Origin of the sequence: Cellulophaga algicola DSM 14237 (assembly GCF_000186265.1) — a bacterium.
Classification (GTDB): domain Bacteria; phylum Bacteroidota; class Bacteroidia; order Flavobacteriales; family Flavobacteriaceae; genus Cellulophaga; species Cellulophaga algicola.
Map to the genome: position 1 here is coordinate 4440863 of NC_014934.1, position 23966 is coordinate 4464828.

Sequence of the window (23966 nt, forward strand, 5' to 3'; positions counted from 1 at the left end):
TAATAGATTTTATGCATAATAAATAACTCATTTTTCGTCCTAAAATAGCTAACAAACAAGTACATATATTTATTAGGTTAAAAAAAGTATCCATTTATAATCAACGTGAATACAATTATCAAGAAAATACAATACTAAAACGAGGGCATATAGTATGTATTAAGTTAAAAGACTGCATTCTATAGTAGAAAAATATATAATTTTATTCCAGAGCCAACCAAATTAGTTTAAATTTTAAGTGCTTTTTTATTAAAACTAAAAAATTTAACTTTAAATTACTGCTGAAAGTAATTTCTTACTTTTAATTGCGTTTAATTTAAGTATATCTTTAAAGGTCAGACATGTTGCCAAATTATTTTTTTAAAAATCTTCTATTTCTCAGTATTTTTATTTCCATTTGTAGGGTGCAAGCACAACATAATGAGCCTTTTACTTTTCATCATATTAATGATGGAATATCAAACAGTTCGGCTACAGTTTTATTAGAAGACAGCTTTGGTTTTATGTGGATTGGAACGAGAAATGGCCTGAATAGGTATGATGGAAAAGACATTGAAATATATAATACAACTTTAGATGGTAAAATAGGCCTTAGCCATGAATACATAGTCTCTTTATATGAGGATAATGAAAACTTGTTAATTGGCACAAACCATGGTCTAAGTCAGTATAACCGTAATTTAAATATCGTAACCCCTTACCCTTTTAAAAGTGAAGCAAAGAAGATTGAATCCTTAAGTTTTGAATCAATAACAAAAATAGATGGGGTGCTATGGTTGGGTACGGGTACGAACGGCTTATATAGGTATCAACCAGAAACGGGAGAATTAAAAAACTTTATACTACCTAATGACCATGTAAAAATTGAAAATAGAAGGATTAACAAAATTATAAAAGTTCATCCTTTAGATGATAAACGGATATTGGTTATTTCTACCTATAATATTTTTGTGTTAACTAAGGATTTTGAAATACTTAGTGAAATTAAGGCAACTGCAGAGATTGTTACTTCTTTATTATTGGAGACAAACAATTTTTTATTGGGTACCAGTAACGGAGAATTAATTGAATTGAACATAAATGCAAGTTCTGAACTACTTACCAAAAAAACAGAAGTAAGCCCAGGCTTTAGCATACGTTCTTTAGCAAGGAGTCATAATGATGAATTGTGGGTGGGTACTGAAAATAATGGCTTGTATATCTATACTGAAAATTTAGAGCGTTTACGACACATAGAATACAATGATACGCGTCCAAATTCAATTTCCGGTAATTCCATTTGGGCGCTTTTATGTACCCGAAATGGTGTTATGTGGGTAGCTCCTTACAAAAGTGGCCTTAATTTTTATGACCCGGAATTCTATAAATTTAAACACATAAATTCTGACCCCTTTAATCCTGAATCTTTAAGTAATAAACTAATAAATTGTTTTAGTGAGGATACTAACGGAAATCTATGGATTGGAACTGATGGCGGTGGGTTAAATTATTGGAATAGAACTTTAGATACCTTTGAACATTATTCATTACGTGATAAGAACTTTGGTAGCGACGTGGTGCTATCCTTACTGCAAACAAAAAAAAATGAATTGTGGGTGGGTACATGGACAAACGGTATTACCATTTTTAATACGGAAACTAAGAAATTTAAGGAATTAAATACCCAAAATTCATTTTTAAAATCAAATATAATAGTTGATCTTTTAAAGGATAAAAAAGGCAGAATCTGGGTTATCAATTATTTTGCAGGGGTACAAGTATTTGATCCACAAACAAATAAAAATGAGAATATTAGTCTTATATCTGAATTGGAGGACAGGGAAATTAATTCAATGTATCAAATATTCGAAGATAATACTGAAGCTATTTGGATTGGCACCCTAAATTCTGGTTTATTTAAGTTGACAGAAAATGATGGCACTTGGGAAAGAGTTCATTATCATAGTAAAAAGTCATTAAGCAATGATTTCATCAATACCATTATCCAAGATAGTGATAATACCATTTGGGTAGGTACGCAAGGAGGTCTTAACAAATATATACCTGAAAGTGATTCATTTGAAACTATCACAGAATTAGATGGACTTAAAAATGATGCTATTAAAGGGATTATAGATGATAAGAATAAACATTTATGGCTAAGTACAGAAGACGGTATTAGTAGGTATAATACCAGTACAGGAAAAACAATTAATTATGATGTGGGTGATGGGATCCAGTCTAAGGAATTTATAGCGAGTTCCTCTCTAATTACGAGTAAAGGCGAATATTTATTTGGTGGTATTAATGGGTTTAACATATTTACGGCCGATGCTGTTGAAAAACAAAAAGATAAACTTACTTTGTTTATTTCAGAGCTCAAAATATTTAATACTCCTGTAAAACCTAATGATGATTTTGGAGTTTTAAAGAAAGATATTAGTCTAGTAGATTCCCTAACCTTTAACTACGATCAATCTGTAATTAACTTTGATTTTAAGGCTCTTACCTTTCGCCACCCTGAAAGTGTTAATTATGCTTTTTATCTAGATGGTTTTGAAAAAGACTGGAACTATGTTGGGAACAATCCTAGTGCAACGTATACAAACCTAAATCCAGGAGAATATATGTTGAAAATTAAATCGACCAATGCTGACGGAGTTTGGGTAGATAATGAATTGAATCTACATATTACCATTTCCCCTCCCTATTGGAAAACATGGTGGTTCCAGTTATTAATAGTAGCACTAGTTTTTCTTTTCTTCTATATTGCTTATCAAATTAAAATAAAAACTTTTAAAGAAAACCAACAAATGTTGGAGCAAAAAGTAGCGGAACGGACTAAAGAGTTGTTATTTCAAAAAGATAAACTTGTAGAAGCTGCAACTAATTTGGACTCAAAAAACAAGGAAATTCAACGCTTTACGTTTGCCGTTTCTCATGATTTAAAAAGCCCCTTAAATAATATTAAAGGAATTGCTGGTCTTATTCCATTAGAAATTAAATTGGAAGATTTTCCGGATATAAAAGAGTATTTAAGTTTGATAGATATTTCCTGTAATAATATGAGCGAATTGATTGCCGATATTACTGAAATTGCAAGATTAGGTAAAATTGAAAACAAAAATGAACTATTAGAAACCAATGAAATATTGAATTTAACACGGGATCTTATTAAGGTGAAGCTTAGTACGGAAAACATTGAACTTAATATTGCCCAGAATTTACCTGAAATATTTGGAGATCGCAAAAGGATCATTCAAGTATTTGGTAACTTTCTAGATAATGCTATTAAATATATGGGGAATCAACCAAATCCTACAATCTCTGTAGATTTTGAGGACAACGGTGATACAAATCGTTTTTTGATACGTGATAATGGATCAGGAATGAATGAGCGAGCTTTAAAAAGATTATTCACGCCTTTTGAACGTTTTCATGACAATGTAAAAGGAACTGGCCTAGGTCTTTATATGGTAAAACAAATTGTAACTTCTCATGGCGGAACCATAACAGCAACATCAGAAGGCAGTGGCAAAGGAACAACTTTTATCCTTATTTTACCAAAGGCCAAAATTGCCGTACAAAGCGCTGAAAATATAAATTGATTTTAATATTTCACCAATTTCAGTGTACACATAGATTAATGTTAAGGCACTAAAAAACTATTTAAATAGTTACAAAACAAGTAACTGGATAATAGAAGAGGTATCCTATTGATGCCTTATTTTTAATAGTTTACCTCATGATTAGACCAAAACAACAAGCCCCAGCATTAAACTTCAATTTAATAGAAGGTGGTACCTAGAATCTTGTAGCGCAAAGCCCTGAAAAGTTTACTATGCTAGTTTTTTACAGAGGTCTCCATTGCCCTGTTTGTAAAAACTATACGGAAGAATTACAAAAATTAAAATCTAAATATTTAGACTTAGGAGTAGAAATTATAACGGTGAGTATGGACTCAGAAGCTCGTGCTAGAACCTCTAAAAAAGAATGGGATGTTGCAGATATACCATTGGGTTACGGTCTTATAGAAGCACAAGCCAAAACATGGGGTTTATATTTATCTAAAGGAATAAAAGGTAAAGAACCAGATTTGTTTTCAGAACCTAGTTTATTTTTAATTCGCCCGAATAATGAGGTATATTATGTTGCTATTAATTCAGAACCTTTTGGTCGCCCACATTTACGCTCGTTTCTTAAATCGGTAGAATTTGTTATTACTGAAGATTATCCTTCTCGCGGAGAGGTTGCCTATTAATATAAAGGCAACACGCATATTTTACATAGGTTTCTTGATATAAGAATACCACTATTTTACAACCCTCTTACTTTCGCTTTGCAATAAGAGGGTTTATTCATTGTATCCTGATCGTTTCTAAAACAGTAGCCAAAGTTTTAAAAGGTAATTATTCCAATATAAATTACAGTTTGTAGTATGATCTTATTGACATACCTGACAGGTTCAGAATTAAACGGTTTTAGCTTCTATTTTCTCATACTTATAAATTTCCCATTCTTTATAAATAAAATTAAAATACTTCTTAGACTTTTTGGTAACTCTAAATTCATACCGCTGCTTTAACAATGAAATAATTGTTTTTAAAGTGGCTACCTCAAAATCATGTCCCTTTGCTATCTCAAAGAGTCTTACTTTCTCATTTTCAAATTCGAAGATTAAAAAAATTCTTACATCATTTCGCAGGTTAGACTGTATATCATAGCTGTAAAAAGCTTGCAATTGATCCATCTTAAAATCGAAAGTTCCTCCTTTATCAAAATCTATGATAATCCTATCTGATTCAGTGATATTGATCGTAACATCTTTTAAACACAGTTTTTCATATAGATAACCAAAAATCGCTAGAATACCCATACTCCCAAGAATACCAACAACTAAAACAGTTGGTAGTATACAGTAAATAATTAAAAAAATAAGATATATAAGAATTACTAAAGGAATGACTGCTAGATAATAGAAGCTAAAACTGGCAAGAGATTCAAACTTAAAAATTTTATCTTTCATGTAATTTATATGAATAATGGCATAATACTTTTTACTATTACTACTTGAATTAAATTTTGAGAGCAAGAATTACCTTGAATAAATACATGCATAGTATAAAAAAAGGCACTACTATAAGGACACTCATAAAGTACTTTCTCTTTGCAATAACTTCTGATAGACTGTATCGATAATTAGCTTCTAAATTATAAGAACCTTTAAAAAATCTAAAAGTTCTTAGTGTATTTTTATCTATCTTTTTTTTACTTTTTCCTTTTTTAGGATCATTTAATTCTTTGGGGTCTATATAAATTTTTATAGGTAAATGTTCCCAAGACTTTAAAGATACAGCCGCATAATTAGGAACTATAGCTATTGAACTTACGTGTATATATTTATCATATTCCTTAGTATAAAAAATAAAGTAATATTCTTGTAAACCACTTTTAGGACTAAATAACGAATGGAAAACAGAAGTTTTCATAGTTTCTGAAACCATCTCATCAATAACCAGCGTATACTCCTCTAAATTTTTAAGTTTTTTAGCAACCTGTGCGCTGTAATAATTTCTAACCACCAATAGTACATATAGAAAATAGATTAATCCTGGTAATATATAAACCAAAACTCCTTTTTTAAACATTGAATCATTTGAAAATAAAGACAAAATTACGGGTACTAGAACAGGTATTGCCAATAACAATGCTATTCCAAACCCCCATGCTACAACACTATTAGGCTTTTTATATCCTTTCATATTATAATTATTACTTTTTTAAAAGTTTTAGAGCTATGAAATTACGCTTTAATCTAAATAAAGATACTTATGTACTCATTTTAGACAAACGTCGCAAAAGTCAGCATATTACAACTATATTTAATTAATTCTGTAGCGATAAATAATAGCCTAACTTTAAACACAAATGAAAAAAATGAAAATAGTATTCTCTTTATTTCTAATGACCATTGCTGTTCTTAGTGCTTGTAACACCAATAATTCTGTAACAATTAATGAAGAAGATGGATTCATTGCTATTGATGAAATGGCACGTATAGTGAGTGTTATCTCCTCCGGAAAAGAAACCAATTACACTTTTAGTGTAGGGATTTCTAGTCCAGATACCGGGTGCAATCAATATGCAAATTGGTGGGAAGTAGTTACAGAAGATGGGGAACTTTTATATCGTAGAATTTTAGGGCACAGCCACGTTAATGAGCAACCATTTCATAGATCTGGAGGAACGATTAACATATTGAGTGATCAAGTGGTTATTATTAGAGCTCATATGAATACCTCTGGTTATGGCACCAAAGCGTTTATTGGAACAGTTAATTCAGGGTTTAAAGAAACTAGCTTAGGTGATGATTTTGCGCAAAGCCTTGCTACCGTCAACCCTTTACCAGAAGAGTGCGCTTTTTAGTGGTCAATATCAGGTATTCGTGATCACTCTGAAAACAGAACACAGTAGAAAGGCTCCATTAAAGGTCTAATTAGGGCATCATTTTCAATAATTACAATTACACAGGTAGCTAATTTGACATGATTACCAGTGCTTTTATTCATCACTAAGCCGCCCATTTATCATCCTTTTTGCGAAATACAAAAACTCTAAAATAAGTTGCATAACTTACTTCTGTAGGTGCCACTGTTCGTATTAGTTAATTTTTATAGCTATTTCTTGTAGCCTGCCTAAATCTCTCTTTTTGTGCTCTTTTAGAAACATAACTTTGAAATCTTCGATGGCTTCTAAAAATTCTTGCTTAGAATAATTATTATCGTACGGCGAAAAATAAAAATGGTATTCCTCATTATCTAAGTCTATTAAGGGTGCCATTAATCTATGAATCCCAGAGTTCATTTTTCTATTGACGAGTTCCTCATGGCTAAGCACCGCCCCTTCTGTGTTAAATACAGTATCCGTTTTTTTAATGGATTCCATATAAGGATACTTAGCTATGTTTTTTTTCTTGTGTCCTTTTTCTTTATCTGACATTTTATAATCTGCCAAAAGACGGTATTTTTTCATAGTTCCTGGTGGAAACACAGAGTCATAGAAATACCCTTGTATTAATCGTACCCTACCGTTATCTAACACCACCTGGTACCCTAAACTCTTGTCATTCAATAGTTCAATAAGTGCATCCGTTTTAGATTGTATGTTATTGTAAGAAGGAGCATACGGGTTTTTATATACGTCTATATTAGGACTAATATATGCTTCTAATAAAGTTGTATCATTGGTATACACCAAAATTGTCTTGTTATTTTTAAGGATATTATCTCGGTGCTGTTCATAGCTAGTCACTACTTCATTATAGGCTTCAACAGCTTCATTATGAGCTTCGATGATAGGATCTTTTTTACGTAGCACTACGGTAAAAAACACGATGATACCTAAAAAAATAATTCCTCCGATAAACAGTGCTAAGGTGCTAAAGCCGCTACTCGTCTCAGAACCAATAGCATCCAATTCTGAAGCCCCTGAATTATTTAGTCCAGTTCCAAATGTATCTTCTAGGTGCTTATATTCTTCTGATTCAGGATCTTCTTCCTCCAGATCATCCTCATCAATACCGGGAAAAGCATTCTTGAGGAGAACTTTAGTTTCTTCCGTATACAAATTACCATTGAACCAAATTTCTAAACTTTCCCTATGTAATCTAAAAAAAGAACTTGGGAAGCTAGTTATCTTATTATAACTAATATCTAAAAAGGTTAAGCTATGCAGCAATCCAATAGTGCTTGGTAATTCTTGAAGCTTATTTTCATCAACACTTAGCCAATCTAATCTCCTTAGCTCACCAATAGATTCCGGTAGGCATTTTAATTGACCATTCCCGAAATTGATTTTTTCCAATTGATGCAGCTTACCAAAATTTTCAGGTAAATACTCAAAGCAATTGTCCGCTGCCCATAGCTCCTTTAAATACCTCAAATTAGCGAAATTTTCTGGTAGGCTTTCTAGTTGATTACCATCTAAAGACAGCACTTCTAAGTACTTGATACGTGTAACCACTTCGGGTACCTGCTTTAATTTAAGATTAAAAATTCCCAAATCTTTTAGAGCATATAGCGTATCAATCCACTGTGGAAATTCCACTAAAGGATTAGCACCAAAATCAAATTCCTTTAGGTTTGTTAATGCCTTGAGAGTTTCAGGGATAATTTTGAACTGATTTTCTGAGAGCGAGAGTGTTTTCAGATACTTAAATTGAAGCAGTAGTTCTGGAACATTAGTAAAATTGTTACCGCGAAGATTTAAAACTTCTAAATATTTTAATTCTGTAATAAAGTCTGGTAGCTCTGTTAGCTGATTATTACTTAAATTAAGTTCTCTTAATTTAAGATTCTTCAGAATACTTTTCGGAACCTCTTTTAGGTTTTGATTGGATAAGTTTAGAAGATCTTTATGTTCCTTTTCGTAGGCCATGCGTTGGGTAAATGCTATAGGATATAGCACGAAAATAAGGAATTAAATCTTAGTATTATGCTTAGATTTATACCTATCGAAAAGAAAGCGATGACCTATCACTCAAAAAAAAAAATTACTTTTTAAATATAGAAAATAGCTTTTTTAAGAAGGTGTCTTTTGGTTTTGTTTCCATAGTACTTTCCACAACAACCTTTTCTTTTGCATAGGTGACAATGTGTTTTTCTATATAATTATGTTGTGCTAATATTTTTGCTACACGCTCTTTAAAGCCCCGGCCCTTCTCTTGATCTATCTGAAATATAAAATTAGCGTACCCGTCTATTTCTGCCAGGACATTGGCTCCGCCATTCCATGTTTTGCCCTTAATTCCATCTTTTTCTATTTGATAAATCAAAGCTCTAAAACGTTTTAAGGAGGTGAATTTTCCTGAAATTCAGAAAATAAAAACCCTACAATATCTTGTTTATTCTTCACTAAAAAATCATCCGGAAAATGAGCTAACAATGCAATTCCGGCTTTTCGGAGTGTTGCTTTATCCGAATTGATATAATCCTCGAAAGAATCTTTAAATAACTCGTAAGCAGGTACGCTATTGTACTTTGCCAGATTGAGTGCAAATAACTTGTTGGTTATGAGATTAGAATTAGATAATTCTGAAATTTTATAGGAAGGTGTTTCACTTAAAAGTTTACCAAATTCTGTATCACCAATCAGCTCATTAACCGCAATCAAAAAATCCTCATCAAATATATTTATCGCTTCAAACAACGGTTGTAAGCTCGTAATTTGGATAGGGTGATTATAGGGAACATTATATTGAAATACGCTTTTTAAATAAGCGATCACTTCAACGGCATTACTGAGTAATAGCGCTTCAATAAAGTGCTTATTATTAAAATAATTCCGTTCGTATGTTTTTAACCAACTCAAGCCTAATTGAATTCCCTTTTCATTTTTAGATTTCAAAAGTGCCAATAAAATAGCCTCTTCTGGTTGCTGAATTTTATACTTTTTTTCTAAAATGTCCAGAATTAAATCTAATACCTTTGGATGGTAATGACCTACCAACTTCGCCATCAAATCATCATCAATTACATCTAAAAAATGTGGATTATCTTTTATGATACGCAATGAAAAATCTACTGCAATCGTACTTTTAGCGTTGGCTAAAATGCTTTTTACCTGATCTGGTTTTGTATCCCATACACTAGATAGCGCTTCTTCTCTAGGGCTATCTGTTTGAATTTCATCAACATAATACCATTTATTTTTTAAATGCTGCACTCTTGATGAGTTTCCATACAAAATGTACATTAAGGCTAGGTAGTTATGATATTTAGGGAAAATTCTTTTCTCCGAAATATATCGACCCGTATAGGAATCATAGTTGTATGCATATTCTATTTCTCGCTTTGCTTTATCTTCCTCTTCATTTAAAGCACATAAGGTCTCTGTTGCATATTGAATATAAGCCTCTGTATTTCCAGTACTTAACTCATACACTTTTTTATAGGAGGCTTTATTGAAATAGTTTTTAGTTTTAGTTGAAAAAGCTATAGAAGGATTCTTTTTTTTCTTTTCATCTATTGCTAGTACCCAAGAATCATTACTGTAAATATAGTCCGATGTATATCCAGGTTTACTTACTGCTATACGCTTGGAAAGTAACGCAAAGAACAAAATGTCATTGGTAATTTGTGTTGTTCTATATATGTATCTAATAGACTTAAATACATTAACCTTCAAATCTATTTTATCTAATAGCTGATATATATTGTGACGTAAAGACTCATTGCTGTGAGCAAAAACATACGCATAGTAAAGAAATGAAGCATCTACCCTAGTCCCATTAATAAATTGCATGGGTAAAGAATTTATCTGATCCTCAGAGATATACTTAGAAACTTCGGTATGAATAACTTCTTGGTCGAGCGTATTTCCATACTTTAAAATATAGGCACATGCCGCTCTACCCGCTATTGTTTTAAAAGCATGTTGTTTAAATACTTCTACTATTTTTTGGGTATAAGTAGTATTTTCAAAGGATGTTAATACAGTTATGGCATTATGCTGTTGAAATTCATCCGTTGCTGTTAAAAATTGAGCAATCAACTCTGAAGCCGTTGCCATTTTTAAGGTTCCTGCTCTTAAAATAATTCGCGATATCTTCCAGTTCCTTGTATAGGTATGGGTTAAAGCTTGCTGCAAATATTTTAAGATGGTTTCTTCTCTAATCGTATTTACAGAAGAGCTTGGAATCTTAGAAGATGCTGCCGATACTTCTTCCAGTACCGTATCCGAGTATCCTTTTTTTTCTTTACTATCAACAAGTGCATTAAAAATTTTATAAGCCTCGTCATAAGCTACCGGAAAAACAGTTTTGGTACCTTCTCGTAATTGTGCGCCTCGCCTCCCGTACCTGAAGTTTACTACAAATAAATCTTGGTTTTCACAAAGATCTACTTCATAAACCTTATCCGATTTTCCTTCAGAAAAATAGAGTTTCTTTTGTTGTACTAATTTCAACCTATCTACATTTTTAGATTTTAAATATATAAAACTCAAAGAAACTATCAACGGATTTGAACGAGTAAATGAATAAAAAAGGCTATAAATTCTATGACTAATTTTCTATACGCTGCAAACTCGGTGCGTATACATCAACATTTATACGTACTATTCCTTCAATTTAACATTTACTGATTCATCCAGGTCTAAGAAATAAAACCGCTAAGTAATTGAACGATACATAGATAGTTTTAAAAAAAGTTAAAACTTTGTAAAGTAAACTAATTCTTACACTGATTTTAACTATTGCAACACGCAAAAAAAAGTATATTTACCCAAAATTAAAACTCAATAAATAATTTTTAAAAATTAATTTAAAAACTAAAATCAAATTTTATGAAACATATTTTTATAGCGCTTACTGCGATACTAATGACAAGTTCAGCATTCAGTCAATTTCAAGTTTCTGCCAGTACTGGATATGCAGTGGGTAGTGCCGGAATGAAATTGGGTACCGTAACTACAGTTTCTGAAACAGGAGCAAATGTTGAGAACTCTTACGGGAGTTACGGAGAAGGTGTGAATTTTCAAATAAGAGGTACGTATTTTTTTAATGACACTTTTGGAGCAGACGTTAGTTTAGGGTATTTAAATGGATCTGACCAAGATATTACGGTTGTAAATTCTACAAGTCAACAAGTAAATGCTATTGCCAGAGCACGTGCTTTTGGAGGGTCTGCTTCATTAGTATACAAATTTAATAATAATGTTTTTGGACGTATAGGTGGTTTGTTCAAAGTTGCTGGTAAAACAGAAGCTGTAGTCTATAACAAGGCTGTATTTACTGATGAAGAGGCACAAGCACAAAATTTACCTTCTGGATCATATTCAGAAACAAATTATAAAGAAGATTTTCATGGACATTTTCCTCTAGGCTTTGTTGCTGCTCTTGGATATAACTATGAATTGACTCCAAACCTTAGCCTTTTTGCTGAAGCTGAATATTATGGGATTAGCTTAAAGCGTAAAGATTCTGAGATTTCAGAATTTAATACGGATATCGTTTTACCGGACGGAACTGTTGCTGCTCCTGGTGTGTTTTCTATAGATAACTTACCTGAAGGAACCAATAAAAAAACAACTTATGTAGATAACTTATCAAGTAGCGATACGGATACTACTAAAAAATTATCGCAAAAAGTACCTTATTCTTCTTTCGGAATTAATTTTGGTATCACGTACAAATTCAAGCCTTCGGCTTCTAAAGAATAACAACATACTTCATAGTACGTATTGTCATAAAAACCTGCCCTTTCATAAAGGGCAGGTTTTTTTTTTACGCCATAGTTTCATCACCTCTGCTAATAAGAAAAAGATACCGCATATTAATTAACATATTTTTAGTTTTAATTCTCCTTTTATACCCTAAATTTGCCGCCTTAAAATAATTATCAAGAATCTCAAAAAAAGAGATAGCAACCTGCACTAACGAGCAAGGTGCTAAAGAGATAAGCCAATTACTTGGAACAAATGTTAATTCATATTTCTATTTATTTGCTGCTATTCCTTTTTTTTTAGTATACAATCAGATGGCACATCAAAAAGAACGCATTCCTAAATTTTCTGCATTAATTCCCCTATTCGTATTTGTTTTTACGTTTTTAGGCGTGGGTATTTATCAAAATGATTTTTATGCGCTACCGGCTCCAATTGCGGTTATTGCAGGTATAATCGTTGCTTTTGTTCTCTTTAGACAATCTATAGATTCAAAAATAAAAACCTTACTCAAAGGCTGTGGGGATGATAAAATATTAACCATGTGCCTTATCTATTTATTGGCCGGGGCATTCGCAGCAATTACCAATGAAACAGGTAGTGTAGCTGCTATTGTAAATCTTGGCTTAGATTATATTGCACTACAATATATCTATGTGGGTATCTTTATGATCGCTAGTTTTTTATCGGTTTCTACCGGTACTTCTGTAGGCGCTATTGTGGCATTAGCACCCATTGTTGTAGGTTTTGCCGATAAAAGTAATGCAGATTTAGCCATTTTGTGTGGGGCATTATTAGGTGGGAGCATGTTTGGAGACAACTTGTCTGTAATCTCTGATACTACCATAGCCGCAACACAATCTCTGGGCTGCAAGATGAGTGATAAGTTTAAACAGAATATTAAAATTGCCGTTCCTGCTGCCTTATTTACCATTGCTATTTTAGTTTTTCAGGGATTAGGGCTAAAAACTGATGAAACAGCCACTGCTATTTACAGTTATTCGGTCCTTAAAATAGCCCCCTATGTATTGGTTATTATCCTTTCTATTGTTGGCGTAAATGTATTTGCAACCTTACTGGTAGGTACCATTTTTGCTGTACTTCTGGGGATTTTTGATGGCGATTTTACCTTAATAGCCTCCACGAAAATTGCATACGGTGGATTTACCAATATGACAGAAATATTCTTGTTGTCTTTACTCACAGGAGGATTGGCTGCATTGGTGGAAAAAAATGGAGGTATCAATTTTATACTAGTACACATCAAAAAACTAATCAAAAATAAAAAAACAGCACAGTTAGGAATAGCAGGCTTGGTAAGTACTATTAATATGGCTATTGCGAATAACACCGTTTCTATTATTATTGCTGGCCCTATTGCCAAAACTATAAATGATGAGTATGGTTTAGACTCGAAAAAAACAGCCTCAATTTTGGATATTTTCGCCTGTATTATTCAAGGTTTATTACCATATGGTGCCCAAGTCTTGATGATTTTGAGTTTCTCAAAAGGAAAAATAGATTACCTAGACCTAGTTTCTAATACTTGGTATTTACTCTTGCTTTTTTTATATACTGTGGCGTTTGTAAGTTTTAATCCCATGAGAAAAGCTTAACAATTTTTAAAATCTAAGAAGCTTTAATTATGCCATTTCTATTTTGTCTTTAAAAGTGTAAAATAGAAGGTAGTACCCGCACCTTCTTGGCTTTCTAACCAAATAGAACCTTTGTAAAACGTTACTATTTTTTTCACAATAGAAAGGCCTATACCAGAAGAAGATCCTGTACTTTCTAATTTGGTGAAAATTTTGAAGATTCTTTCAAAGTAATCTGCTTTAATACCTATTCCGTTGTCTTTTACAAAAAACTCATAAAAATCGCCCTTTTCAACAAATCCAACTTCAATACTCCCCTGCTCCTTGTCTGTATAACGAACAGCATTCTGAATTAAATTTTGAAAAATTTGCTTATAGCGCCATGCATTACCATAAAGCGTAGGTAAATTTTCTTGGATTGTAATTGTAGTTGTATCAGGAACGAGCATGGTTTCTAGCACTTCTTTCAACATCACATTAAAATCTATCTGTGCATCTTGAGATTCCAATCTATCTATGGTGGAATAATCTAATATTCCTTTAATTAGAAAATCCATTCGTTCTACATTAAACAAAACTTGGTTTAGAGGGTTTAAGAGTTCTTCTCCTAAAGTCTCCTTACGATCTTCCATAAACCAGCCAATCAAGGTATGAATGTTGATCAGCGGTGCTTTTAAATCATGAGACACCACATGCGCATATTCATTCAATTCTTGATTCTGTATAGATAAGTTTTTTAATAATTCTTCTTTCTTTTCTTCTTGCGCTTTTATTTGTTCTTCGTTCTCTTTTCGCTGAATAACATTTACAAGCATATTTGCAAAAACAAAAAGAATCTCTTTTTCATTATCGGTGTACTTATTTATCTTTTGAACAGCATCAAAACCAACAAAACCAATTAATTCATTGTTTTTAATCTTTGGTATTACAATTAAGCTCTTAATACCTTGTGGTTCCAGTATGGCACGTAAACCTTGTTCCCCATCTTCTGGTAAGAGGCTGACGTCTTCTACGTAGAAAGCCTCTCCGTTTTGATGTGCTTCAAGCCATTGAGTGATGTAATCCGTAGGGATATTTTGTAGATTATCAATCTCGGGCTCCACCCCATCAGAACACCACTCATAGGTATTGGAAGCTGTTCTATTTACAAAATCATAGGAAAAAATATAACTCCGATCAGACGCTACAAACTCCCCTATCTGCTTTAACGAATCATTAATTAAAGTATCTATATCTGATAAATCTGAGTTGATGTATTGCGTAGAAATACTAATCAATAGGTCTTGAAAGCGCAATTGACGTTCAATTATTTTATCTTTTTCTTCTTGAAGCATTGCAACTTCTTTATTTCCAGAAAGTGAACTGTTCGTATCTAAAGGTTGATTTTTCATTCGATTCTATAAGATTTAAGATAAAAAAATAGCTCTTTTTCCTAAAATACTCTTTCCTTTCTTAGTACAAAAATTAAGGAAGATAAAAAGAGTTTGTAAGAACGTAAATTAATTTAACTAGCACAACAATTTCTAGAAGTAAGGCATTTCAATATACTTTTCAAACAGCGCGGATCTGCTAAAGAACGACACCGGTTATTAGGGCTGAATCATTGCGCTATAAACCAAGAGATGACAAGATATCGCCTTTATCCTTAACTATAGAATTCAATCACTATTAAAAAAGAACTTTTAAATGGTTTGTTTTCAATACCCTAAGGCAATATCAGTACTAAAAAAAACAAGAATTGATAGCTGGCACCCAAAACTATTTCATTCACAACAAAAATTATGAGCAGTTCATAAAGGTTCGTACATTTTCTAAAATTATAAGTAATGGAACATATCATTTTCTTCTATAAGCGACTCATCATCACTATTATTTTCGTTATGTGTTGCGCGCCTACAGTAATGGCACAGGAAGAAAAAAGTACGGTTTCCAAAATAGATGAACTCCGATCTAATGCAAATTTTACACCCCAGAATACAGAGTACATAGATTTAATACTTAAACTGGCAAAATCTCAAATACGGACCAATACAGATAGTACTGAGCTATTATTAAAGGAAGGATATCAATTAAGTTTAGATACTAATTATAAAAGTGGAGAAAGTACAGCACTATCTACCTATGGATATTTCTATTTTGAAAAGGGTGAAATAGACAAGGCTTATGAGTATAATATGAATGCCTTAAAAATTGCAAATACTCATAACTTAAGTAGAGAAAAGTTAAGAGCATTGAATAACATGGGGCTAGATTATTGGTTACAAGGAAAAGTAGCACTAGCGCTCACTAAATTTTTAGAAGCCCTAGCTGTTGCTAAAGAAGCTAAGGATGTGGATATGATGGTGAGTATTAATGTGAATATAGCCAATATATACAGTGAGAATGATGATTACGAAACTGCCTTAGCTTTCCTTAAAATCGCACGCCAATTAAATATAGATAATAACAACGAAGAAATTTTGGCGTATACGCAAATAAATATGGCTTCCGCATATTCAAAAATAGGAAACGATACAGAGGCAAATATTATGGTTGATAATAGTATTGAGTTTTTCAAAAAAGAACATTTAAAAGATTGGATTTCTCACGGCTATGAACAAAAAGGATCCATAGCACTTATCCAAAATGATTATAGTGAGGCCCTAAAGTGGTTAAGTTTATCAGAAGAACTTTGTGACGAAATAAATTTTAAGTATGGCTATACCTTAGTCTATAATGCCTTAGCTAAATGTCATTTAGGACTTAAAAATATTGAGCTTGCTGAGCAATATGCCCTAAGAGGATTAGCTATTGCAACTGAACTAGAGATTGCTCTAAGTATCAAAGATTCAAATTTAGTGTTATCGAAAATATATCATGAAAAAGGACAAAATGATTTAGCCTATAGCTATCAAACTGCCTACATGGATTTATACGAGAAAGAATCTACCGAAAAATTTAAAAAGGGTTTGGGCATTCTGCGTAGTAAAACGGAATTTGAGAATCAGAAAAAATTATTAATCGAAAAACAACAAAAAGCCATAGCAAAGCAAAAAAACTATGTATATATCGCTATTGCTGCTCTTATTATAGCTTCATTATTTTTGATCCTAATCTATAGAAACAATAAGCTTCAAAAAAAATACACAGAGAATTTACAAGAGAAGCAAGAAATTTTACTTACAAGAGAAATTCAATTAAGTGAATCTAATACCACAAAAGACAAACTATTCTCAATCATAGCACATGATCTTAAAGGACCTATAAACTCCTTTTATATGCTTATGAAAATGACTTCTAATGAAGCGATTAGTAAAGAAGATTATAATACTTTATTTCCGCAAGCATTACGAGATATTCAAGGTATTTCGGAAATGCTCAACAATCTATTAGTCTGGGCTAGAACACAAATGGAAGGAATCGTATTAAAACCACTAAATGTTGATATTCATACTATAGTTAGAAATACTATTTCCGTACTAAGTCCTTTAGCTCAAGAGAAAGAAATTAGTATTATAAATACAATACCAGAAAACACCCTTAGTTTTAGTGATACAAATCACTTAAATATTATCATCAGAAACCTTATTAGCAACGCTATAAAATTTACGAACTCCAAGGGTGAAATTAGCATCAATGTACTAGAAAAGGATAATGAACTGCAATTAGAAGTTGCAGATAATGGTATTGGAATGGATCAACAAACCCAGTCTTTGCTTTTCGAGAAAAAACATATGAAATCTACCTATGGTACCAATAACGAAAAAGGTACAGGTTTAGGCCTTTCTATCTGTAAAGAGATGGTAGAAAATAATGGCGGTAAATTATGGGTATCTAGCATTAAAAATGAAGGAACTTCTATCTTTTTTACCATTCCACTGCAATCAGATAAAGACATCACAGTTTAAGATTTTTAATAAGCTAAGAATAAATTTCTCCTCGTACAATTACGTATAACAATCGTTCTTCATCCAGATATCATGATTTATTTTTTAAGGATAATAGATCAAAGGACTTAACAGCACTTTTAACAGAATCTCTTAATAATTTTAATAAGGGTTGTACCCTAACTATGACTGGTTTTAGTGTGTATTGGATTAGGTACTCTCATTTCTACTCATAAAAGCATAAAAAACAGAAAATGAAAACTAATTAATTTCCGTTCTTTTTTTTATTCCGCCTCCAGAAAATATATAAGAGAATCATTAATACTGGCATGATAATATACATAATGACATCAAACGGACTTGAAAGATCAATAGGACCATTGTCATCCGGGTTGCGAGTGCCATACGGTATCTGAAATACATATAAAATAGTTAACATAGTTATGCTTTAATGGTCCAAATTACATGGTGCCTAATTATTTGATTTTCACAGTTAATTCCCAAATCATGATATATTTTCATCTTGGTATTTAACTCAATGTACTAAAATTTAAAGGATAACTCCCTATCTTTCTCTTCGCAATACTTCTAAAGGAGAACTCCTTAAAACCGTTTGAATATTACTTAAACCAATCGCTAAAACCAACAACGTAATTCCGGGTAAAAACACCAAAAACGGAATTATAGAGGGTACAAAAGGCTCTTTAAACACAAACACTGCCAAACACAAGCTACTTAGCAATGCCAATAGAATGCCCACCAAACTACCCAGCAATCCTAAAAAGAAGTATTCAAAAGCCGAAATTTGTAAAATCTGCGCGTTTTTAGCCCCTAATGTGCGGAGCAACACACTCTCTTTGATACGTTGGTATTTACTAGTTCTTACAGAGCCAATCAATACAATAATTCCTGTGAGAATACTAAAAAATGCCATAAAATTAATAATCCATGAAACTTTGTCCAAGATATCTTCTACTAAGGTGAAGACTTGCCGTAAATCTATAATAGACACATTAGGAAAGTTTGCAACTAAATCGCGCTGAAATGCTGCTGAACTTGCTTCATCGGGCACTCTCGTGGTAAACACATTAAACTGAGGTGCATTCTCTAGCACACCTTCAGGAAATACGATGGAAAAGTTGAGTTGTATCTGTGCCCAATCTACCTTGCGAATACTCCCTACTGTAGTTTCCATAAGAACGCCTTGTACATTAAATACTACAGCATCACCAACAGTAATATTGGCATCGGATGCTATGTTATCTGAAATAGAAATAACAACAGGATCCCCAGTCGCAATTCGGGGCGTCCATTTACCTTCGAGCAGTTCTTCTGATGGCGTGAGTGAATCTCGATACGTAGTCCTAAATTCGTGGTTCAAAACCCAACTGCGCACTTGTCTTGTGCTATCCTGCCGCAACTTATTTACCAGCTGCCCTTTAATACTATGCATCCGCATGGTAACTAACGGAATGTTGTTAAGCACAGGCAAATCTTTAGACTTTATATTTTGGGCTACAGCATCAACCTGTTCTGGTTGTACATCTAAAATGATAATATTTACATTTTCAGTACGCTGTCCTACTTCCGTTTTTGCTACTAGAATATCTTTGGTAAAATATAACGTACTCATTAAAAAGGTACCCAAACCAATGGCTACAACCAGCACAACCGTTTGATTGTTAGGCCTAAATAAATTAAGCAAACTTTGGCGTAACGTAAAACTCCAGCGTGTTGGAAAAAAACGTTTAATCGCTTTTATAAAACCTAAAGCTACCCCTGTTAATAAAGCAAAAGTAAGAAGTGTGGCTCCCACAAAAAACAAGGAGTATAAAGCATCATCAAGTAACCAGAATGAAAACAAAAATAGAAATGCTAAAATGGCGGTAAATACCAAAAGTCTAATATAGATGGGTTCTTGAGTAGCATGCTCATCTACGCGCAAGACTTCCAATGGAGAAACATACCAAGTACGAAGTAATGGCAATAGTGCAAATAAAACTGACATAAACAAACCGAGGAATACCCCAATTAGAATTGGCTGTGCCGAAATATTCATCTCAATAGTAAAAGGTAAAAAATCTTTTAATAGGTATGGAAAAATCTCTTGGATGGCTGCCCCTATCAAGGAACCTATGAGTCCGCCAACAAGTCCAATGCCGGCAATTTGAATAAGAAATATCAGAAAACTTTGCAGCCTAGATGCTCCCATACATTTTAAAACAGCAATAGCACTTAGTTTTTCTTTAATATAAATATGCACAGAACTAGCGATACCAATACAGCCTAAGAGCAAGGCTATAAAAGCAGCTAAGTTTAAGAATTTACCCACATTGTCATAGCGTCTCCCCAAACGTTTGGTAGTACTGGTATGGGTATCTAAATCGGCATTTTCAAAATCTAGCTGTGCTCCTATTTTATCTTCAAGTCTATTTAAATTTAAAGTATCAGAGGCTTTGTAGAAGTATTGGTATTCTTTTCTACTTCCAAACTGCAGCAATTCGGTAGCTGCAATAAAACGATATGGAATTATCACTAGAGGTGCTACAGCTGTAGAAATAGCAGTACTCCCCGGAATAGTTTTCAATGCACCCGAAATAGGTAGTGTTAGCTTTCCTATTTTTATAGAATCTCCTGGTTTGGCATTATATTGGAGTAATAACGTAGCATCTACCAAAGCACCACCAGATGCTTGATACCCACCTGCTGCTGCTGTAGGTTCTGTTTCAATCTCGCCATAAAATGGAAAGCCCCCCTCTAGACCACGTACTTTTACTAGTTTTGTACCGCCATTCTTAGGAAAAGCAACCATAGAGACAAAATTTACCTCAAAAGCATCTGGTTGCAGGGAATCTATAATCGTTTGCGCTCGTTCACTAGGTATTTGTTTTGCATCAATAATAAAATCAGCCCCCATTAAAGTCTTAGATTGACGCTGTATGTTATCCTTTAAATTGGTGCTAAATAATTGTATGGATACCACGGCTGAAATGCCCAAAATAATGGATGCCATAAATAGAAGTAGACGCACTTTACTAGCTTTGGCATCTCGCCATGCCATTTTAAAAAGCCAAGTTATTTGTAACTTATTATTGGTATTGGATACGTTCACAGTGCAGTGGTAAGTTGATTCGTAATAATTTTTCCGCCTTTAAGTCGCACAATTTGTTGCGTACGGTTTGCTAATTCTAAATCGTGAGAAATAATAATCAAGGTGGTTCCTAATTCTTTATTAAGATCAAATAATAATTTAATCACTTTTTCACCAGTTTCCTCATCTAAATTACCAGTGGGTTCATCTGCAAATAAGATAGAAGGGGAATTCACAAAAGCGCGTGCCAATGCCACTCGTTGCTGCTCGCCACCAGAGAGTTGCGAAGGGTAATGGTGCATACGTTTGCCTAGCCCTACTTTTTCTAATAAGATTTCGCTCTTTTCTTTCGCGTCTTTAGCACCCTGTAATTCTAGCGGGACACTCACATTCTCAAGAGCCGTTAGCGTAGGTAATAACTGAAAATTTTGGAAAATAAAACCAACTTCTTTATTTCTCAATTGAGCGCGTTGGTCTTCGTTTAAAGCATTTAAGTCTTGACCGCATAATTCTACACTCCCTGCATTTGGCTGATCTAAACCTGCACATAACCCCAGTAATGTGGTTTTTCCACTTCCGGAAGGGCCAATTATAGAAAAGGTTTGTCCCTTCTCTACCTCAAAAGAGATATCATGCAATACCGTTAATTGTTTGTTACCGCTGGTATATGTTTTTTCCAACCCGGTAATCTTTAATATCTTTGACATCTTAATTTTAATTTATATCGTGACTCATGTCCAAGGCCCAAAATAAACAATTGCATTCATATCTGCCAACATCTATAAGCGCTAAACTCCTAAAGTTTTGTTATTTTCTAATGGCCGTCCTACTCTACTCCTGTGGTGATGCCAAAACAGAACAGGCAACAGAAGATGCGAGCACTCCTAAGAAAACAGAAGATATTTTAGCGACAAATGCCACGACCAAAACCATTCTATGTTTTGGTGATAGCATTACGGCAGGTTATGGTCTTGATGATAATAACAATGCCTACCCTGGTCTAGTACAAAAAAAATTAGATTCTTTAGGTCTTAAATTTACAGTGATTAATTCTGGAGTAAGTGGTGAAACTACTGCTGGCGGCAAAAGCAGAATTGATTGGGTAATTAAACAAACACCTAGCATATTTCTCCTAGAACTTGGTGCTAATGATGGTTTGCGTGGTGTAGCTTTGTCTGAAACACGTGCAAATTTACAAGCAATCATTGATGTGGTGCGAAAGAAAAGTCCCAATACCACGATTATCCTTGCCGGAATGCAATTGCCTCCAAATATGGGCCTAGCATATACGACTGAATTTAAACAACTGTTTATAGACTTGGCGGAGAAGAATACATTAGAATTTATTCCTTTTATTTTGAAAGATGTTGGTGGGATTGCTGCATTAAACCAAAAGGATGGCATTCACCCAAACATAGAAGGTCATAAAATCTTAGCAAATACGGTTTGGGATGTATTACAACCATTATTGAAGTCCTAATAATAGTATATACTATTCAGGTTTCAAAGGCTTTTTTAGCTACACCTCTTTCAAGGAGTATTTACAAATCACACCTCTGAAATATCAATTTTCACTACACGTATAGCTATCCTATTACGTTGCATACGCTTAGATATTAAAGCGTAATACTGCCTATGTCTGGAAGAAGTACTCAGCTTTCCTCCCTATATTCTAGTTATAAAAAAATCCTTCCACTTTTCGTGAAAGGATTTTAATTACCTGGTTGTTTCTCTACTTCAATAAGGCAAGAATACCTTCCATTTCCGTAAGACTAAGGCCAGCACTGTTATCTGCATCCAATAAGCTAAAATTATCTGCAACAGAACCTATAGCTTCTGATGAGCTAACGCTTTCGTCATTATTAGTATCTAAAAGGCTGAAAAGACTAGCAACTTGCTGAACTGTTGAGTTTGAACTTAATGAACTCAATAAGGTAGCCGCTTGTGAAATAGTAGCCGTATTCATATTTTTTGTACTAGAACAACTAGATAATGCAGCAATTAGCAGCATACTTGAAATTACTTTTTTCATGATTTTGTGTTTAGACTATTTTATTTGAATGCAAAAATACCCTTAGCTAATTACTGTAGAAAAAACTTTAGACCAATCCCCAGATTCCCCCTACACATGGTAGCTATCTATAGATGAAAAATTAAAAACTACATATTCTTTAGATGAACCCTTTAAAAAACAAACAAGCGCTAGGTATAACATCTTTGATTCGGAACTATTGTGCTCCCATAAAACCCGTAGTATCTTTAAATTATGGATTTGCTACTTAACGAGAGAGACCCCTACCAAAAATAACTACATTAGCTCCTTGAGTAATAAATTCTTGCGCTGTTGCTAAACCAATACCACTAGTACCTCCTGTAATTACAGCTGTTTCTCCTTCTAACTTTCTCATGCTTTTTTTATTTAATCAAGACAATTTGCTGTCCTGCTTTATTTGGACACTAAAAAAATGATGGTGTTACAAACACTATATTTCTATGTGCCCATATTAATCCCTATACGGAATAAACCGAAAATAGAATTACTTACCTGAAGCCTCCTATAGTGCTAGAAAAATCATTTTATTTACCAATCGTTCGGTAATTGATTTATTTTTTTATCTTTGCAGCATGAGACCACAGAAAGTACAAGACGCCGAAATCATGACAAGCTTAGTAAAAACCTTTCGTTCTAAAGGATATGAAGGGACTAGTCTTGCCGAATTAGCGGCAAGTACCGGATTAAAAAAAGCGAGTCTTTATCACCGTTTTCCGAAGGGCAAGCAAGAAATGGCCTCTGCTGTTCTCGATTTTTTAGAAGAATGGGTAGATCAACATCTGTTTACACTATTGTTAGATGAGAACAAAACCCCTGAAGAACGAATAAAAGAAGGCATCGCCGAAATTAGAAAATCTTATGATCATGGTAAAGAAACTTGCATTTTTAGGGCGCTTTCTTTGGGCCAAAGTTTAGAATTATTTGAAGTCCAAATTAATAGAGGAATGAGCAAATGGATTCATGCCTTCAAGAATATAGGAATAGCTTTAGGCTTAACGGCATCTGAAGCACAGCAGCAAGCTGTTGATACGCTGATAAAAATACAGGGAAGTCTTATTGTTACAAGAGGCATGAATGACTTAGCTATATTTGAAACTACCCTACAAGAAATACAAACTACCTACCTAAAACCATAAAAAAATTTATATACTTATTTTACC

Annotated in this window: 18 protein-coding genes, 1 pseudogene and 1 riboswitch; of the genes and pseudogenes, 8 read left to right on the forward strand and 11 right to left on the reverse strand. The window is 33.3% G+C overall.

The genetic code is table 11. The features are described 5' to 3' along the window. The first annotated feature begins 404 nt into the window (after window positions 1–404). Both CELAL_RS19275 and CELAL_RS19280 read left to right on the forward strand, forming a co-directional pair. Window positions 405–3587: a ligand-binding sensor domain-containing protein gene (locus tag CELAL_RS19275; protein WP_245529658.1), complete on the forward strand. Its 3183-nt coding sequence runs from the start codon at window positions 405–407 to the stop codon at window positions 3585–3587. Between the two features lie 230 nt (window positions 3588–3817). Further along, a pseudogene (locus CELAL_RS19280) lies at window positions 3818–4240 on the forward strand (redoxin domain-containing protein); the annotation flags it as partial. A gap of 210 nt (window positions 4241–4450) precedes the next feature. Here the strand turns inward: CELAL_RS19280 and CELAL_RS19285 are convergent. Further along, entirely contained in the window at window positions 4451–5005 is a 555-nt protein-coding gene (locus CELAL_RS19285; protein WP_013552571.1) for a hypothetical protein, read from the reverse strand. A 49-nt stretch (window positions 5006–5054) separates the two neighbouring features. Further along, window positions 5055–5741, reverse strand: coding sequence for a hypothetical protein (locus CELAL_RS19290; protein ID WP_013552572.1), 687 nt, complete (start codon window positions 5739–5741; stop codon window positions 5055–5057). Between the two features lie 175 nt (window positions 5742–5916). Between CELAL_RS19290 and CELAL_RS19295 the strand changes: the two genes are divergently transcribed. Beyond that, window positions 5917–6405 (forward strand): hypothetical protein, encoded by a 489-nt coding sequence (locus CELAL_RS19295; protein WP_148229715.1) that lies wholly within the window; start codon window positions 5917–5919, stop codon window positions 6403–6405. 234 nt (window positions 6406–6639) lie between these two features. Here CELAL_RS19295 and CELAL_RS19300 read toward each other — a convergent pair whose 3' ends face one another. The 3 genes from CELAL_RS19300 to CELAL_RS19310 form a co-directional block, all read right to left on the reverse strand. Beyond that, entirely contained in the window at window positions 6640–8415 is a 1776-nt protein-coding gene (locus CELAL_RS19300; RefSeq protein WP_041557826.1) for a leucine-rich repeat domain-containing protein, read from the reverse strand. A gap of 115 nt (window positions 8416–8530) precedes the next feature. Continuing rightward, window positions 8531–8812: a hypothetical protein gene (locus CELAL_RS19305; protein WP_041557827.1), complete on the reverse strand. Its 282-nt coding sequence runs from the start codon at window positions 8810–8812 to the stop codon at window positions 8531–8533. 14 nt (window positions 8813–8826) lie between these two features. Continuing rightward, window positions 8827–10944, reverse strand: a complete 2118-nt coding sequence (locus CELAL_RS19310) for a WGR domain-containing protein (RefSeq protein ID WP_013552577.1) — start codon at window positions 10942–10944, stop codon at window positions 8827–8829. 378 nt (window positions 10945–11322) lie between these two features. Between CELAL_RS19310 and CELAL_RS19315 the strand changes: the two genes are divergently transcribed. Beyond that, window positions 11323–12198, forward strand: coding sequence for a porin family protein (locus CELAL_RS19315; protein ID WP_013552578.1), 876 nt, complete (start codon window positions 11323–11325; stop codon window positions 12196–12198). Window positions 12199–12369: 171 nt separating this feature from the next. Further along, window positions 12370–12467: riboswitch (SAM-I-IV-variant riboswitch) on the forward strand. 48 nt (window positions 12468–12515) lie between these two features. After that, entirely contained in the window at window positions 12516–13817 is a 1302-nt protein-coding gene (locus tag CELAL_RS19320; protein ID WP_013552579.1) for a Na+/H+ antiporter NhaC family protein, read from the forward strand. A 38-nt stretch (window positions 13818–13855) separates the two neighbouring features. On the opposite strand, the gene CELAL_RS19325 is transcribed toward CELAL_RS19320, so the two are convergent. Next, complete coding sequence (locus CELAL_RS19325; RefSeq protein ID WP_013552580.1) at window positions 13856–15187, reverse strand: sensor histidine kinase; 1332 nt, start codon at window positions 15185–15187, stop codon at window positions 13856–13858. A gap of 435 nt (window positions 15188–15622) precedes the next feature. Between CELAL_RS19325 and CELAL_RS19330 the strand changes: the two genes are divergently transcribed. Further along, complete coding sequence (locus CELAL_RS19330) at window positions 15623–17683, forward strand: tetratricopeptide repeat-containing sensor histidine kinase (protein WP_013552581.1); 2061 nt, start codon at window positions 15623–15625, stop codon at window positions 17681–17683. A 244-nt stretch (window positions 17684–17927) separates the two neighbouring features. Here CELAL_RS19330 and CELAL_RS22005 read toward each other — a convergent pair whose 3' ends face one another. The 3 genes from CELAL_RS22005 to CELAL_RS19340 form a co-directional block, all read right to left on the reverse strand. Continuing rightward, entirely contained in the window at window positions 17928–18101 is a 174-nt protein-coding gene (locus CELAL_RS22005; protein ID WP_013552582.1) for a hypothetical protein, read from the reverse strand. 126 nt (window positions 18102–18227) lie between these two features. Beyond that, window positions 18228–20723 (reverse strand): ABC transporter permease, encoded by a 2496-nt coding sequence (locus CELAL_RS19335; RefSeq protein WP_041557830.1) that lies wholly within the window; start codon window positions 20721–20723, stop codon window positions 18228–18230. Between the two features lie 47 nt (window positions 20724–20770). Further along, window positions 20771–21460 carry an ABC transporter ATP-binding protein gene (locus CELAL_RS19340; protein WP_013552584.1) on the reverse strand — a complete coding sequence of 230 codons (690 nt, stop codon included), beginning with the start codon at window positions 21458–21460 and terminating at the stop codon, window positions 20771–20773. Between the two features lie 26 nt (window positions 21461–21486). Between CELAL_RS19340 and CELAL_RS19345 the strand changes: the two genes are divergently transcribed. Further along, window positions 21487–22233, forward strand: coding sequence for an arylesterase (locus tag CELAL_RS19345; RefSeq protein WP_013552585.1), 747 nt, complete (start codon window positions 21487–21489; stop codon window positions 22231–22233). Between the two features lie 252 nt (window positions 22234–22485). Here the strand turns inward: CELAL_RS19345 and CELAL_RS19350 are convergent, their stop codons facing one another. Together CELAL_RS19350 and CELAL_RS19355 are read right to left on the reverse strand one after the other, a co-directional pair. Further along, the gene (locus CELAL_RS19350) at window positions 22486–22785 is read right to left on the reverse strand and encodes a hypothetical protein (RefSeq protein ID WP_013552586.1); all 300 of its coding nucleotides are present in this window, start codon (window positions 22783–22785) and stop codon (window positions 22486–22488) included. A gap of 247 nt (window positions 22786–23032) precedes the next feature. After that, the gene (locus tag CELAL_RS19355) at window positions 23033–23161 is read right to left on the reverse strand and encodes an SDR family NAD(P)-dependent oxidoreductase (protein ID WP_013552587.1); all 129 of its coding nucleotides are present in this window, start codon (window positions 23159–23161) and stop codon (window positions 23033–23035) included. A 217-nt stretch (window positions 23162–23378) separates the two neighbouring features. Between CELAL_RS19355 and CELAL_RS19360 the strand changes: the two genes are divergently transcribed. Then, a complete protein-coding gene (locus tag CELAL_RS19360) occupies window positions 23379–23942 on the forward strand; it encodes a TetR/AcrR family transcriptional regulator (protein ID WP_013552588.1) in 564 nt (187 codons plus the stop codon). The last annotated feature ends 24 nt before the right edge of the window (window positions 23943–23966 follow it).

Bases quoted from the DNA above. Each gene is read 5' to 3' on its own strand.
- CELAL_RS19330 (WP_013552581.1), top strand. From the start codon at position 15,623: ATGGAACATATCATTTTCTTCTATAAGCGACTCATCATCACTATTATT.
- CELAL_RS19335 (WP_041557830.1), bottom strand. From the start codon at position 20,723: ATGGCATGGCGAGATGCCAAAGCTAGTAAAGTGCGTCTACTTCTATTT.
- CELAL_RS19325 (WP_013552580.1), bottom strand. From the start codon at position 15,187: ATGAAAAATCAACCTTTAGATACGAACAGTTCACTTTCTGGAAATAAA.
- CELAL_RS19295 (WP_148229715.1), top strand. From the start codon at position 5,917: ATGAAAATAGTATTCTCTTTATTTCTAATGACCATTGCTGTTCTTAGT.
- CELAL_RS19350 (WP_013552586.1), bottom strand. From the start codon at position 22,785: ATGAAAAAAGTAATTTCAAGTATGCTGCTAATTGCTGCATTATCTAGT.
- CELAL_RS19315 (WP_013552578.1), top strand. From the start codon at position 11,323: ATGAAACATATTTTTATAGCGCTTACTGCGATACTAATGACAAGTTCA.
- CELAL_RS22005 (WP_013552582.1), bottom strand. From the start codon at position 18,101: ATGTTAACTATTTTATATGTATTTCAGATACCGTATGGCACTCGCAAC.
- CELAL_RS19345 (WP_013552585.1), top strand. From the start codon at position 21,487: ATGTCCAAGGCCCAAAATAAACAATTGCATTCATATCTGCCAACATCT.
- CELAL_RS19320 (WP_013552579.1), top strand. From the start codon at position 12,516: ATGGCACATCAAAAAGAACGCATTCCTAAATTTTCTGCATTAATTCCC.
- CELAL_RS19300 (WP_041557826.1), bottom strand. From the start codon at position 8,415: ATGGCCTACGAAAAGGAACATAAAGATCTTCTAAACTTATCCAATCAA.
- CELAL_RS19355 (WP_013552587.1), bottom strand. From the start codon at position 23,161: ATGAGAAAGTTAGAAGGAGAAACAGCTGTAATTACAGGAGGTACTAGT.
- CELAL_RS19290 (WP_013552572.1), bottom strand. From the start codon at position 5,741: ATGAAAGGATATAAAAAGCCTAATAGTGTTGTAGCATGGGGGTTTGGA.
- CELAL_RS19340 (WP_013552584.1), bottom strand. From the start codon at position 21,460: ATGTCAAAGATATTAAAGATTACCGGGTTGGAAAAAACATATACCAGC.
- CELAL_RS19360 (WP_013552588.1), top strand. From the start codon at position 23,379: ATGAGACCACAGAAAGTACAAGACGCCGAAATCATGACAAGCTTAGTA.
- CELAL_RS19285 (WP_013552571.1), bottom strand. From the start codon at position 5,005: ATGAAAGATAAAATTTTTAAGTTTGAATCTCTTGCCAGTTTTAGCTTC.